13 protein-coding genes and 1 pseudogene are annotated in these 12805 nt (G+C 47.5%); all 14 read left to right on the plus strand.

What is annotated here, in order from left to right; genetic code table 11:
* The first annotated feature begins 14 nt into the window (after nucleotides 1-14).
* Entirely contained in the window at nucleotides 15-458 is a 444-nt protein-coding gene (locus tag ASL14_RS21860) for a GatB/YqeY domain-containing protein (RefSeq protein ID WP_013311146.1), read from the plus strand.
* A 279-nt stretch (nucleotides 459-737) separates the two neighbouring features.
* Nucleotides 738-2105: an NfeD family protein gene (locus ASL14_RS21865; RefSeq protein ID WP_134913439.1), complete on the plus strand. Its 1368-nt coding sequence runs from the start codon at nucleotides 738-740 to the stop codon at nucleotides 2103-2105.
* A 45-nt stretch (nucleotides 2106-2150) separates the two neighbouring features.
* Nucleotides 2151-3152 carry a flotillin-like protein FloA gene (floA, locus tag ASL14_RS21870; protein WP_134913440.1) on the plus strand — a complete coding sequence of 334 codons (1002 nt, stop codon included), beginning with the start codon at nucleotides 2151-2153 and terminating at the stop codon, nucleotides 3150-3152.
* 44 nt (nucleotides 3153-3196) lie between these two features.
* Nucleotides 3197-3787: a hypothetical protein gene (locus ASL14_RS21875; RefSeq protein WP_044645085.1), complete on the plus strand. Its 591-nt coding sequence runs from the start codon at nucleotides 3197-3199 to the stop codon at nucleotides 3785-3787.
* Between the two features lie 265 nt (nucleotides 3788-4052).
* Nucleotides 4053-4217 (plus strand): annotated as a pseudogene (locus tag ASL14_RS21880) (amino acid permease C-terminal domain-containing protein); the annotation flags it as partial.
* A 382-nt stretch (nucleotides 4218-4599) separates the two neighbouring features.
* The gene (yqfC, locus tag ASL14_RS21885) at nucleotides 4600-4893 is read left to right on the plus strand and encodes a sporulation protein YqfC (protein WP_134913441.1); all 294 of its coding nucleotides are present in this window, start codon (nucleotides 4600-4602) and stop codon (nucleotides 4891-4893) included.
* Nucleotides 4890-6083: a sporulation protein YqfD gene (yqfD, locus tag ASL14_RS21890; RefSeq protein ID WP_134913442.1), complete on the plus strand. Its 1194-nt coding sequence runs from the start codon at nucleotides 4890-4892 to the stop codon at nucleotides 6081-6083. The genes yqfC and yqfD overlap by 4 nt, the downstream gene beginning before the upstream one ends.
* A 6-nt stretch (nucleotides 6084-6089) precedes the next feature.
* The gene (locus tag ASL14_RS21895) at nucleotides 6090-7061 is read left to right on the plus strand and encodes a PhoH family protein (RefSeq protein WP_134913443.1); all 972 of its coding nucleotides are present in this window, start codon (nucleotides 6090-6092) and stop codon (nucleotides 7059-7061) included.
* A gap of 90 nt (nucleotides 7062-7151) precedes the next feature.
* The gene (locus ASL14_RS21900) at nucleotides 7152-9398 is read left to right on the plus strand and encodes an HD family phosphohydrolase (RefSeq protein ID WP_134913444.1); all 2247 of its coding nucleotides are present in this window, start codon (nucleotides 7152-7154) and stop codon (nucleotides 9396-9398) included.
* A gap of 54 nt (nucleotides 9399-9452) precedes the next feature.
* The gene (gene ybeY, locus ASL14_RS21905) at nucleotides 9453-9950 is read left to right on the plus strand and encodes an rRNA maturation RNase YbeY (protein WP_134913445.1); all 498 of its coding nucleotides are present in this window, start codon (nucleotides 9453-9455) and stop codon (nucleotides 9948-9950) included.
* On the plus strand, nucleotides 9950-10324 hold the full coding sequence (locus ASL14_RS21910) for a diacylglycerol kinase family protein (RefSeq protein WP_134913446.1): 375 nt from the start codon (nucleotides 9950-9952) through the stop codon (nucleotides 10322-10324). The genes ybeY and ASL14_RS21910 overlap by 1 nt, the downstream gene beginning before the upstream one ends.
* A gap of 92 nt (nucleotides 10325-10416) precedes the next feature.
* Nucleotides 10417-11319 carry a GTPase Era gene (gene era, locus ASL14_RS21915; protein ID WP_134913447.1) on the plus strand — a complete coding sequence of 301 codons (903 nt, stop codon included), beginning with the start codon at nucleotides 10417-10419 and terminating at the stop codon, nucleotides 11317-11319.
* A gap of 437 nt (nucleotides 11320-11756) precedes the next feature.
* Complete coding sequence (locus ASL14_RS21920) at nucleotides 11757-11894, plus strand: YqzL family protein (RefSeq protein WP_134913448.1); 138 nt, start codon at nucleotides 11757-11759, stop codon at nucleotides 11892-11894.
* A 42-nt stretch (nucleotides 11895-11936) separates the two neighbouring features.
* On the plus strand, nucleotides 11937-12689 hold the full coding sequence (gene recO, locus ASL14_RS21925; protein WP_134913449.1) for a DNA repair protein RecO: 753 nt from the start codon (nucleotides 11937-11939) through the stop codon (nucleotides 12687-12689).
* The last annotated feature ends 116 nt before the right edge of the window (nucleotides 12690-12805 follow it).

The following is a 12805-nucleotide window of genomic DNA, read 5'->3' on the forward strand; positions in this document are numbered from 1 at the left end:
GGATCTAAGCAATCATGAATTTGAGCGAACGATTGAACGAAGATATGAAGCAAGCAATGAAGAGTAAGGACAAGTTCAAACTCTCCACCATTCGAATGGTTCGTTCTACGATTAAAAATCTTGAAATAGATTTGAAACGGGATTTGGACGACAACGAAGTGCTTGATATTCTGAGTCGTGAGATCAAACAGCGAAAAGATGCCCTCCATGAATTTGAAAAAGCCGGTCGTGATGAACTTGCGACAAGCACTAAAGCAGAAATAGAGATCATCGCTCAGTACCTTCCCGAACAACTTTCTGAAGAAGAAATTAAAGTTATTGTACAGCAGACCATCCAGGAAACCGGTGCTTCTTCGAAAGCCGAGATGGGGAAAGTAATGACGGCCTTGATGCCTAAGGTAAAAGGCCGCGCTGACGGTAAGCTCGTGAACCAAGCGGTTCAGCAATTTCTGCAATAAACCTGCGACAAACAGGAAAGCGCAACACCCTCTGTTTACAGAGGGTGTTATTTCTGTATCTGCCTCGTTTGTCATAGGCTGATAGTATAAGGAGAACTTTTTTTGTAAGCGTTATCTATAATCATTTGAAACGTGATGTCCATTGGGTGCGTAAAGTACATGACAGCCATCAGGATAGCAGCATACTCAAGAATTTCACAATAAATCCTGAAAATTGTATGGTTTACCTGACAAAATTTGATATGCTGTAACATAGAAAGATCGAAAGGGGGGAGAGTAATGCATAGAGAACATCACCACTCCAGCCGCAAAATGATCTTTTGGACCATGTGGATCATGATATCCGTTTTGCTGTTGCCATTATTCCATTCGGGATCAGCGGCGGCCGCTGTGAAAGGCGGTGCTGTGTTCGTTATACCGGTGGATCAGGAAATTGAACAGGGACTGGGCAGCTTTATGGAACGCGGCTTTGCAGAAGCGGCGGAGTCCAAAGCGGGCCTCATTGTGCTGGATATTAATACGCCAGGCGGACGGGTAGACACAGCGGAAAAGCTGGGCAAGCTGATTAAAGACAGCACGATTCCGACGGTTGCCTATGTAAGAGGCGAAGCGGCCTCTGCGGGAAGCTATATTGCGTTAAGTGCAGACAAAATTGTCATGAAGCCGGGCAGCATTATTGGAGCAGCAGCGCTGGTAGACGGCAGTGGGCAGGCTATCACTGACCCGAAAACAGTGGCTTGGTGGAAGAGCAGCATGGCATCTGCCGCAGAATCCGGCGGACGTAACCCGGATATTGCGAGAGGTATGGTAGACTCCAAAATTTCTGTAGCTATACCGGAGCTGAACTTTAATAAAGAAAAAGGTCAGATCATTTCTTTAACCAGTGAGGAAGCGCTTAAGCTGGGTTATGCGGATCACATTGCCTCTTCAGAACAAGAAGTTATTCAATGGATGGGCTATAGCACGGATGATGTATTTCATGTGGAGCGGACATGGGCTGAAAAAGCAGCCGAGATATTGACCAACCCGATTGTGCAGACATTGCTTTTATTTATCGGTATCGCGGGGGTTGTCATTGAACTAATCGTACCGGGCTTTGGAGTGCCGGGAATTCTAGGTGTGCTCGGATTTGGATTGTACTTTTTCGGCAATTATATTGCTGGCTTTGCAGGCTCCGAGACGTGGCTGTTGTTTATCATCGGTCTGGCTTTGCTTATACTTGAAATGTTCATTCCAAGCTTTGGTATTTTGGGTATTTTGGGTTCCATCAGTCTTGTCGCCGGAGTTGTTCGCGCGGCCTACAACATGCAGCATGCTTTTATATCATTGGGTATAGCCTTTGCTGCTGCCGTTGCTGTGGTGGCGATCATAGGGATTGCTTTCAAGGATCGGGGAATATGGAACCGTTTTATACTTAAAGAAAGCTTGACGGCTGACCAGGGCTTTTCTTCGGTAGTGAATCGGGAATTGCTATTGGGACAAAGAGGTGTGAGTCTGACACCGCTTCGTCCAGCAGGAACCGTGCTTATCGCTGACGAACGTGTGGACGTCGTGACGAACGGCGAGTTTATCGCTACGGATATGCCCATTATCGTATCCAAAGTAGAAGGTGGACGCATTGTGGTCAAGGCGGACACCAGCGTCTAAAACGCGAAAACAAACGAAGAATTAGATTAATGGAGGATGATGTGAGTGTTCGAATCGGGTATTGTCAGCGTTTTGCTGATTGCCGTTGTAGTGATTATTGTGTTAAGCGTATTTTTCAGTTTTTTCCCGGTGATGCTGTGGATTTCAGCGTTGGCGTCAGGGGTGCGGATTAGCATCATTACACTGGTAGCTATGCGGTTACGGCGTGTAACGCCAAGCCGGATTGTGAATCCACTGATTAAGGCAACCAAGGCTGGTCTGGGCTTAAACATCAACCAGCTGGAAAGTCATTTTCTGGCGGGTGGTAATGTAGACCGAGTGATCAATGCGCTGATTGCTGCGCAGCGGGCCAACATTCCGCTCGAATTTGAACGCGCAGCTGCGATTGATCTTGCGGGTCGGGATGTTCTTCAAGCGGTCCAAATGAGCGTTAATCCGCGTGTCATCGAGACACCTACTGTCGCTGCGGTAGCCAAGGATGGTATCGAAGTAAAGGTTAAGGCTCGTGTTACAGTGCGTGCCAACATTGATCGACTCGTCGGAGGTGCCGGAGAAGAAACCATTATTGCGCGGGTCGGTGAAGGGATCGTTACGACTGTCGGCTCCAGTAATTCGCATAAGGATGTGCTGGAGAACCCGGATTCCATTTCGAAAACGGTGCTGTCCAAAGGTCTGGATGCCGGAACGGCGTTTGAAATCTTGTCCATCGATATTGCGGACATTGATGTAGGCAAGAATATTGGTGCCTTCCTGCAAACCGAGCAGGCGGAAGCCGATAAACGGATTGCGCAGGCGAAAGCGGAAGAACGGCGTGCAATGGCCGTGGCTCAGGAGCAGGAAATGAAGGCACGTGTCGTAGAGATGAGAGCGCGTGTGGTTGAATCCGAATCCGAAGTGCCGCTGGCGTTGGCTGAGGCGCTGCGTGGTGGAAAACTCGGCGTTATGGATTATATGAATTTGAAAAACATTGAGGCAGATACGCAAATGCGCGGCTCCTTGGGCAAACCAAATGAAAACTCGGGAAATGACAACAAAAACCGGGATTAACAACGGGATATAGCCGGTGAATTACGGCAGCAAGGCGGTGAGTTATGAACTTTATCAGCTGGATTTTTGAGCATTTGTATATCCTGATTGTGATCGGCTTTGCGTTGGTGTCTTTTTTGGGCAAAAGCATGAAAAGCACAGAGAGAAAAGCGCCGCCGGGAAAGGGTATGCCTACATTTGGTGGCGACCACGGCTCTCGCGGTCCTTCATCACCCTCCGGACCTTTCTCTACGGAACACAGACAGGAGCAACGTCAGCCGCAAAGGCAGGATACTGCCGGAGAATTGCAGCGTCAGTTTCCTGATGAACGACGTGTAGTTATGGAAGCTCGGCGTATGGAAGAACAAATGAATGATTGGACGGAAACAGAGCAACAGACGAATCGGGATTCCCTGGATAACGGTTCTACTCTGGAGGATCGAATCCGGGCCATGGAAGAAGAGCGTAGATCGGTTTTGGCACGTCTCGACCGCATATCCAATGCGAGGGAGTCGGGAGAGATTACAGATGCCTCAGAGGGAGCTTCGCAGGAGCGTAGTACAGTAACTGCGGCTGACCTGCGGAGAGGCGTGATCTGGGCAGAAATACTGGGTCCTCCGCGTTCCAAGCGTTATATGGGTGGAGGAAGACGTTAAAAAGACAAGAGCTGTTATCGTTCTATTTGAGCAGTTTGCATGAATGGTTTAGTCCGCCCTGGCTTTAGCTGGTGGCGGACTATTTTTTTGCTAATACATAGGCCAGTCCAGAATAGAAATCAGTTTAGCAGAAAATACCCTTATGAACTTACATAAGATGTCATAAACCCAGTAGTAGCAAGGTTTTCTTACGTCATTTGTAAGCAAAAAATCTGTCATTGTGTCTAGTTTAATACTGAACTTTCGAAAAAAATACAGAGGCAAAATGCCTTATATTCCGATTTTGGCTATTATTTCGTGTGGGGCGCTCATCCTGAATTTACATAGCCAAACGTTTATCCGTTTTCTGATTTGGCTCGTTATAGGTCTGGCCGTTTATTTTCTATATTCCAGAAAAAACTCTCTTTTGAATCATGATTCCGAAAAATAACAGAATGACTCTATAAAATCAGGAAAAGACAATCTCGTTTCGATGCTTGAATCGGGGTTGTCTTTTTCATTTTGCATTGTGCAAGTATCCAGACTCTTGCTATGCAAAATCAGGGCTACGATGAATTGTTAGTTTCGTTTCATAAATATGGCGGCTGGATCATAAAGTGTACAGTACAGATATCTGTGGCGCTGGTGTAATGACGCCCATATCTAAGCGGCATCGGCAATTTATAAAAAAGCATCGTAGCTGCCATGAAAATGACTATGATCCACTGGATGGAAATAACAGGAGAAGAAAATCAGCAGCGTAGCTGCCATAAAAACAATTATTAGCCGTTGGATAACAATTGTTTTTATGACAGGAAAGGAGATTCCCTCGTATGAGCCGGATGAGCCGCAAACTGCGAAAGTGGGCCAGTGAGACGCTGGAACTTCCGCAGGACATTCTATTTGACCTGCCGCGGTTAACTCTCATTGGCAGCCGCCAGCTTTATGTGGAGAATCACCGGGGCGTCGTGGACTTCACGCCGGATCGGCTAGTACTTGCGCTGGCGCAAGGCAGGTTGCGGGTGACGGGGCATGGGCTTGTCATCACATCTATTATGCCTGATCAGGTCAGTGTGGAAGGACACATTACGGGTATCCAATTGGAAGGAACGGAGGAAGGCTCATGAAACATCCCGCTTTAACAAAGCTGCGTGGCACGGTTACCCTTGCCGTCAAGGGCGAGAGCGTGGAAGCTTTCATTAATCTGCTGACTGAGCATCAAATACCTGTTTGGAACGTGCGCCCGATAGGTACAAGACATGCAGAAATGAACCTTCTGCTGCCGCACGTCTTCCTGCTGCGTCCGCTTCTGAGAAGGACAGGCTGCAAAATGCATATTTTGAAGCGACAGGGAATTCCCTTTACCGTTGCGCGGCTTGCCAAACGCAAATTTTTTCTGGTTGGACTGGCTGTATTCTGGGTAGGCCTGTTCCTGATGTCCTCGCTCATCTGGAACGTTGAAGTAAAGGGGAATGACAAGCTCACAACGGAAGCTGTACTCAAAGCTGCCCGTCAGGAGGGGCTGTATCCGTTTCAATGGAGCTTCCGTGTTTCCAGTCAGGACAAGCTTTCGCGTGCACTCATGCAGAAGCTCCCTGAGGCATCCTGGATCGGCGTAGATAAGCAGGGTACTTCGGTGACGATTCAGGTCGTTGAAGCCTCACAGCCTACTCCTGCGCAGCTCTACAGTCCGCGTCATCTCATCAGCAATGCAGATGCGGTAGTCACTGAAATTTTTGCCGAGCAGGGTCGTCCTGTCGTGCATAAAAATACACGTGTCAAAAAAGGAGCCATACTTATCTCAGGAACGCTCGGAGATGAGGAAAATCAGCAGCAGGTCGTAGCCAAGGGGGAGATTAAGGGCCTCGTGTGGCATGAGTACGAAATTAGCAGTCCGACGGTGCGACGCAGCAGCACATATACTGGAAACAGTCACGACCGCCTGTATCTGGTGCTGGGCAACCACGCGGTGCAGTTATGGGGATATGGAAAAATCCCTTATTCCGCGCATAAAACCACAGTTGAGCATGACCCGCTGACGTGGCGCTCCTTCCGTCTTCCCGTCGGTTGGATGACCGAAAGCGTAAGGGAGACAAAGATACATGAGGATAAGCTTACGGAAGCAGAAGCCCAAAATAGGGGAATAGAAGGGGCACGAGCCGATATTTTAGCCAAATACGGCAAAGGAACGAAAATAATGAGCCAAAAAATTTTGCATGAGAAGAGAGAGAATGGTAAAGTTTATATGAAAGTGCTTTTTGAAGTGGAACAGAATATTGCGGAAGAACTTCCACTAGTTCATAACCAAGGAGAATGAGGCTATTTGGCAGAACAACAACGCAGCATACAAATTGCATTGAACAATGCGGGAGAAGGACAGGCGCTGTTCGGCCCGCAGGATTCCTTTTTAAAATTGATTGAAGCGGCTGTTCCCGCAAAAATGGATTCCCGTGAGGCGGAAATTAATATTTTTGGCAACGCCCATGAGGTGGAAGTGCTCGAACAATTGTTCGATGTACTGCTCCAGTTAATTCGTAATGGATATATCCTGACCGAAAGAGACGTCCATTATGCGATTGAATTGGCAAAAGATTTACGTGCCGATCAATTGCTCGATCTGTTCAAGGGAGAAATCACGACCACCTTCCGTGGCAAGCCGATTCGTGTCAAAACGATTGGACAAAAGCACTATGTAACCACGATAAAAAAACGTGATATCGTATTTGGAATTGGCCCGGCGGGTACAGGTAAAACGTATTTGGCTGTGGTGCTGGCGGTAGCTGCCCTGAAGGAAGGCTCGGTCAAGCGAATTGTATTGACCCGTCCTGCGGTGGAAGCAGGCGAGAATCTGGGCTTTTTGCCAGGGGATTTGCAGGAAAAGGTTGATCCGTATCTGCGCCCGTTGTATGACGCGTTGTACGATGTTATGGGACCGGAGCAGACAGCAAAGGCACTGGAGCGCGGGTTGATTGAAATTGCGCCGCTGGCCTACATGCGGGGACGGACGCTGGACGATTCGTTCATTATTTTGGATGAAGCGCAAAACACCACGCCGGAGCAAATGAAAATGTTTTTGACCCGACTGGGCTTTGGCTCCAAAATGGTCATCACCGGTGATGTTACGCAAATTGATTTGCCTCGTGGCAAAAAATCCGGTCTGATTGAAGCGAATACGATTTTACAGGGAATTGAGGAAATAGGCTTCGTACATTTTGCACAAGAGGATGTTGTCCGTCATTCTCTGGTTCAGAAAATCATCGTGGCTTACGACCAGGTTGCCGAAAATCAGGGATAAGCCTTCATATCACGAATGTGGAGCTATCAGAAGTATGAAAATAAGCAGCGTAGCTGTCTTGAAAAAGATGATGGAGAGGGATTGTTTTAGATGACCTCGAAGGAATTGTCTAAGGGCAAAACGTTCCAGCATAGAATGAGTGGATGGAAGTATAGCGTGGCGACACGCTATCTTCTGTTTTTATTTTTAGTGGTTCTTTTTTACGTAGGTTTTGCGTCCAAGCTGCTTCCCGAGCGCTATGACATTCGGGTAAACCAGCCGAGTGAAAAGGAAATTGTGGCTCCCATGCAGCTCCCCAATAGCAAAGCGACGTTAAAGGCTCAGGAAGAGTCTGCTGAACGGGTACAGCCCATGTATACGATTGTACCGATTCGCAACGATAACCTGATTACGGGTATTCTGGACCGAATTGAACGGCTCAATCAGGACGATCAGGTTTCCAGATCCGATAAAATTTCCATTTACAAGGATGAAATTCCTCAGCGTGCGCGGGAATTTGTGCAAAATTTTGTAAACAATAGCCGTAACGCGGATGCTTACCCGGAAAAGCTGTTGGATGAAGTACTGCAAAAAACAAAAGAGCAAACATATCGGATTCCGGAGGAAACCTTTATCAAAATTCCGCGTCTCACGTCCGAGGATGTTGCCGAGATGCGGCCGGTAGCGCGTGAAATCGTGACCGGATTGATGAACGATCAGATTACGGATGCACAAACAGCCCGGGCCAAAGTGGCCGAGCGGGTCAGTACGAGTACGCTTACCAAGCGCACCTCCCGTGAAGTTGTTCAGGAGCTTGCAAGGCTTGTGATTACGGCCAACAAGTTTTATGATGATACAGCTACGAAGGATGCCAGGGTACAGGCTCGTGAAGATACACCAACAGTCTATATCAAACAGGGTGAAGTGCTCGTCAAGAAAGGCGAGATTATTACCCAGGAAATTTATACCTTACTGGATGAGAACGAGCTGCTAAAGGACAAGATCAACTATTGGCCGCAATTTGGCCTGTTGATGCTGTCTGCGATGCTGGCCTTGGGTCTGTTTATGTATATTCGCCAGTTCCAATCACGAACGCGCCGTTTCAAGTATAACAATGCACAATTGCTCATGCTAGTACTGATTTTTGTAATCACGGTGGGCGCAATGATGTTAACCGCCATATTGCAGGACAGTGAACGGTCTTATCTCGGCTATCTTGCGCCTATCGCGCTTGGAGCCATGCTCGTAACGCTGTTGCTCGATATGTCGCTGGCGTTCGTTTGTGCCGTTATATTCAGTATATTGGCAAGTGTCATTTTGAATGTCCGGCAAGGACAAATTTTTGATTTTAACTTTGGCTTTTTTGCCCTTGTAGTTTGTCTTGCGGCAATTTTCTCAACGCATCGAGCCAGTCAGCGTTCCACGCTGTTCAAGGGAGCGATTATGGTATGCCTGTTCGGCTCTATGTCCGTCTTTACTCTGGCGCTGATCGACCAGAGCAACTGGACTCAAACAACGACGCTCTATGCGGTAGCTTTTGCTTTTGCGGGTGGTTTAATTACAGCGATACTTGTGATTGGGCTTATGCCATTTTTTGAGTCTACCTTTGGCATTTTGTCAGCGCTGAAACTGGTTGAGCTGTCTAACCCGAATCATCCGCTACTGCGCAAGCTGCTTACGGAGACACCGGGTACGTATCACCATAGCGTAATGGTAGGTAATCTGTCAGAGGCTGCGGCGGAAGCTATAGGCGCTAACGGCTTGTTGTGCAGGGTTGGTTCGTATTATCATGACATTGGTAAAACAAAGCGCCCTTCGTACTTCATTGAAAATCAGAATGGCATGGACAATCCGCATGATACAATAGAGCCAAAGCTGAGTAAGTCCATCATTATTGCCCATGCCCGTGACGGTGTGGAAATGCAATTGGATTACAAGCTGCCAAAGCCGATTCGTGATATTGCCGAGCAGCATCACGGAACGACATTTTTGCACTATTTTTATCACAAGGCGCTACGTGAGGCGGAAGAGCAGGGCGTAGAGCCGGATTTTACCGAGGATGATTTTCGCTATCCTGGGCCAAAAGCCCAGTCCAAGGAGGCTGCTGTAGTCGGGATTGCCGATAGTGTGGAAGCAGCAGTTCGTTCCCTGCGGAAGCCGACGGTGGATCAGGTGGAGTCGATGATTGAAAAAATTATCAAAAGTCGTCTGGATGATCACCAGTTCAACGATTGTGAGCTAACGATGCGGGAGCTTGATATTGTGGCTCAAACTCTTAAAGAAACCGTGATGGGAACTTTCCATTCCCGGATTGAATATCCCGAAGATAGACCAAAGCCTGAGAACGGGAAAGCATAATAGGCTTGTGCATGAAGTGCGGCTGGAGCATTAGAATTAAAAGGAGCGGTTGGCATGAGCCTTCAATTAGCTTGGAATAATGAACAAAATGATATGGTAATCCATGAATCCTTGATTGGTTTGCTGAACACTCTATTGGAGGAAGCAGGCAAGGTGGAAGGGGTGACGGACGGTGAGGTTGCCCTCACTTTCGTGAATGACGAGCAAATCCATGAACTGAACAGGGATTATCGCGGAATCGATCGTCCAACCGATGTGCTGTCATTTGCCATGAAGGAAGCACTGGATGAAGAGCTTGAAATCATCTATGAGCTGGATAACGAAGGACCGCTGGACGATGTGCCGGATGTGCTGGGGGATATTATTATTTCCGTGCAGACAGCTCAGGCTCAAAGTGAGGAGTACGGTCATTCCATTGAGCGTGAAATCGGATTTTTGTTTGTTCACGGCTTTCTGCATTTGCTGGGCTATGATCATCAGGATGAAGCCAGTGAAGCTGAAATGATGGGCAAGCAAGAGGCGGTACTGGCTCAAGTGGGGTTGACACGGTAATGAGACGTCAGCCTTGGAGAATGACCTTTCGTTATGCCGCAGAAGGCGTGATGTATGCTCTGCGCACGCAAATAAATATGCGGATACATGTGGTCATGGCGTTTCTCGTCATCGCAGCAGGCTTAAGCCTGCGCATCTCCCGGCTCGATTGGTTATTTGTTTCTGTGGCTATTGCCATGGTGATTGTAGCCGAGCTGATCAATACTGCTGTTGAAGCGGCGATAGATTTAATCTCGCCTGATATCCATCCGCTGGCCAAAGCGGCTAAAGACACCGCCGCCGGAGCCGTGCTCCTGGCAGCGGTTTTTGCTGTAATTATTGGTATATTTGTGTTTTACAGGCCGTTGTTGACCTTGATTAGTCAGCTTTTTTAATGGAAAAACACATTTTTGTAATCATATACTATAGAAAAGACCTAACCCAAAAACCAAAAAAATAGGCGCTTAATAGTGCTGGAGGAAACGAAATGGCTAAGAAACACTTTAAATCAGGCTTTGTTGCGATTGTCGGCAGACCCAATGTAGGAAAATCAACTCTGATGAACCATGTCATCGGCCAGAAAATCGCCATCATGTCAGACAAGCCCCAAACCACACGTAACAAAATACATGGGGTATTCACTACAGAGGACACGCAAATTGTATTTTTGGACACACCGGGCATTCATAAGCGCCAGTCTAAACTGGGCGACTACATGAATCAGACAGCCTTTAATACGTTGGGCGAAGTTGAGGCTGTACTTTTTCTTATTGATGCCTCTGAAGGATTAGGCGGAGGCGATCGTTTTATTGCCGAACAGCTAAAACAGGTAAAAACGCCAGTTATTCTGGTTTTGAATAAAATTGACCGTATTGAGCCCGAAGCGTTGCTGCCCCTGATTGAGCAATACCGCAAGCTGTACGACTTTGCGGAAATCGTGCCGATCTCGGCTAAAATGGGTAACAATGTGAACCGTCTGCTGGAGCAGGTACAGAAATACTTGCCTGAAGGTCCACAATATTACCCGGATGACCAAATTACCGACCATCCTGAGCAGTTCGTTATTGCCGAGCTGATACGGGAAAAGATTTTGCATATGACGCGTGAGGAAGTACCACATTCTATTGCAGTTATGATTGAAGACATGAAAGTGCAGGATAATGGTGTAGTGCATATTATGGCAGTCATTTTTGTGGAACGGGATTCTCAGAAGGGTATCATTATCGGTAAGCAGGGGGCCATGCTCAAAGAAGTGGGCAAACAGGCACGTATAGATATCCAAAACCTGCTGGGTTCCAAAATTTTCCTGGAGCTGTGGGTAAAGGTCAAAAAAGACTGGCGTAACCAGGATCGTGTACTGCGTGACCTCGGCTTCCACCGCGACGCTTAAAAAACATGTTATTTTTCACAACCTTTTGTCCCCTAAAAGGGATCTTAAAATTGAGCGTTAAATTAGTTAGAACTATATGCTTGGTCATTAAGCACCATAAAAGCCGTTCCGACTACCCATTCACTACCACAGGCAGGAAGTAAAGTTTCTTTGTCTTGGGTAATTCTAAGCGTCGCGTCTTTGCGGCGCTTAACTCTTGCTCTTCCCATACCCTCATTTTCGGCCATGAAATAAGGAGTGCTTTTAAAAAGGCTGTGTAACTGTATGCAAGCTGAAGCGGAGCGAAAGATCAAATCATTCGCGGAGCGTCTCAGCACCGCCTACAGCAACACACTTTTTTTAACGCAATCCATTTATTTCATCGCATACTTCACCTCTCTTCGCATCATCCTAATTTTGAGATGCAAACGTCATTTCCGAAGAAAGGATGAATACGATTGCGAGATTTTTCGTGGAAGTATTTTGCGATGACTGGGGATGTCGGTGCGTATCTGTTATACAGGGAGAGCGCCGTGACATGGGAACAAGACGCGGATGAAGGAGAGTCGGACGAGCATGAAGAAGCCCGTGAATAGTGCAAGCCACTGGCTTCTTCGCGAATGTTTGGGGGAAGAGGCATGCTTTACAGGGTGGAAGGAATCGTCATCCGCAGCATGGATTACGGTGAGGGGAACAAAATTATTACGCTTTGCACCGAAAGCGGCGGTAAGGCAGGCGTGCTGGTCAGAGGAGCCAAGAAGCCCAAAAGCCGTCATGCCGCTTTAACGCAGCCGTTTACGTATGGTGAATTTGTGTTTTTTCGAAATACCGGCTTAGGCACGTTGAATGCCGGTGAAATTATCCAATCCCACCATACACTGCGCGAGGATATTACCAAGGCCGCTTACGCCTCATATGCCTGTGAGTTGCTTGACCGGGTACTACATGATGAGGAAACGGGCACCTTTTGGTTCAAGCAGCTTAAAGCATGTCTGGAAGCGCTGGAGAGCGGAAAAGATCCGGTGATCGTCATGAGCATTTATGAATTTAAAATATTACAGGCGGCCGGATATGCTCCCCAGCTTGATGCCTGTATTTCCAGCGGACAGCAGTGTGCTGATGAAGATATGTTTATCAGTCCGAGGCTGGGCGGGGTCTTGTGTCGAAGTTACAAGCATTTTGATCCTGCTGCATTGAGTGTCACACCGCGTACGTTGAAGCTGTTACGTTTGTTCGCAAGAATGGATCTAAACCGACTCGGCAACATTGACGTGAAGGACTCAACCAAGCTGGAAATCAAACATGTCATGCGCCAGTTCATGGACATGCAGCTGGAGGTCAAGCTGAAATCCCGTAACTTTCTGGATCAGCTCGACAAATATGATATGTGAAACATCTTGCTCCCTTGACTGTGCTGCTGAAAACGTGTAATATCCTACTATATATCTCCTTCTGGAGCAGAGGCATTGAACGAGAAAGTAGCGGAGTTTATTCTCTAGAGTAAGCG

The organism is Paenibacillus sp. IHB B 3084 (assembly GCF_001447315.1).
GTDB lineage: Bacteria > Bacillota > Bacilli > Paenibacillales > Paenibacillaceae > Paenibacillus.

What these genes read in the sequence shown, in the direction of transcription:
- ASL14_RS21860 (WP_013311146.1), top strand. Translation starts at nt 15, where the DNA reads ATGAATTTGAGCGAACGATTGAACGAAGATATGAAGCAAGCAATGAAG.
- ASL14_RS21865 (WP_134913439.1), top strand. Translation starts at nt 738, where the DNA reads ATGCATAGAGAACATCACCACTCCAGCCGCAAAATGATCTTTTGGACC.
- ASL14_RS21875 (WP_044645085.1), top strand. Translation starts at nt 3,197, where the DNA reads ATGAACTTTATCAGCTGGATTTTTGAGCATTTGTATATCCTGATTGTG.
- yqfC (WP_134913441.1), top strand. Translation starts at nt 4,600, where the DNA reads ATGAGCCGGATGAGCCGCAAACTGCGAAAGTGGGCCAGTGAGACGCTG.
- yqfD (WP_134913442.1), top strand. Translation starts at nt 4,890, where the DNA reads ATGAAACATCCCGCTTTAACAAAGCTGCGTGGCACGGTTACCCTTGCC.
- ASL14_RS21900 (WP_134913444.1), top strand. Translation starts at nt 7,152, where the DNA reads ATGACCTCGAAGGAATTGTCTAAGGGCAAAACGTTCCAGCATAGAATG.
- ybeY (WP_134913445.1), top strand. Translation starts at nt 9,453, where the DNA reads ATGAGCCTTCAATTAGCTTGGAATAATGAACAAAATGATATGGTAATC.
- ASL14_RS21910 (WP_134913446.1), top strand. Translation starts at nt 9,950, where the DNA reads ATGAGACGTCAGCCTTGGAGAATGACCTTTCGTTATGCCGCAGAAGGC.
- era (WP_134913447.1), top strand. Translation starts at nt 10,417, where the DNA reads ATGGCTAAGAAACACTTTAAATCAGGCTTTGTTGCGATTGTCGGCAGA.
- recO (WP_134913449.1), top strand. Translation starts at nt 11,937, where the DNA reads ATGCTTTACAGGGTGGAAGGAATCGTCATCCGCAGCATGGATTACGGT.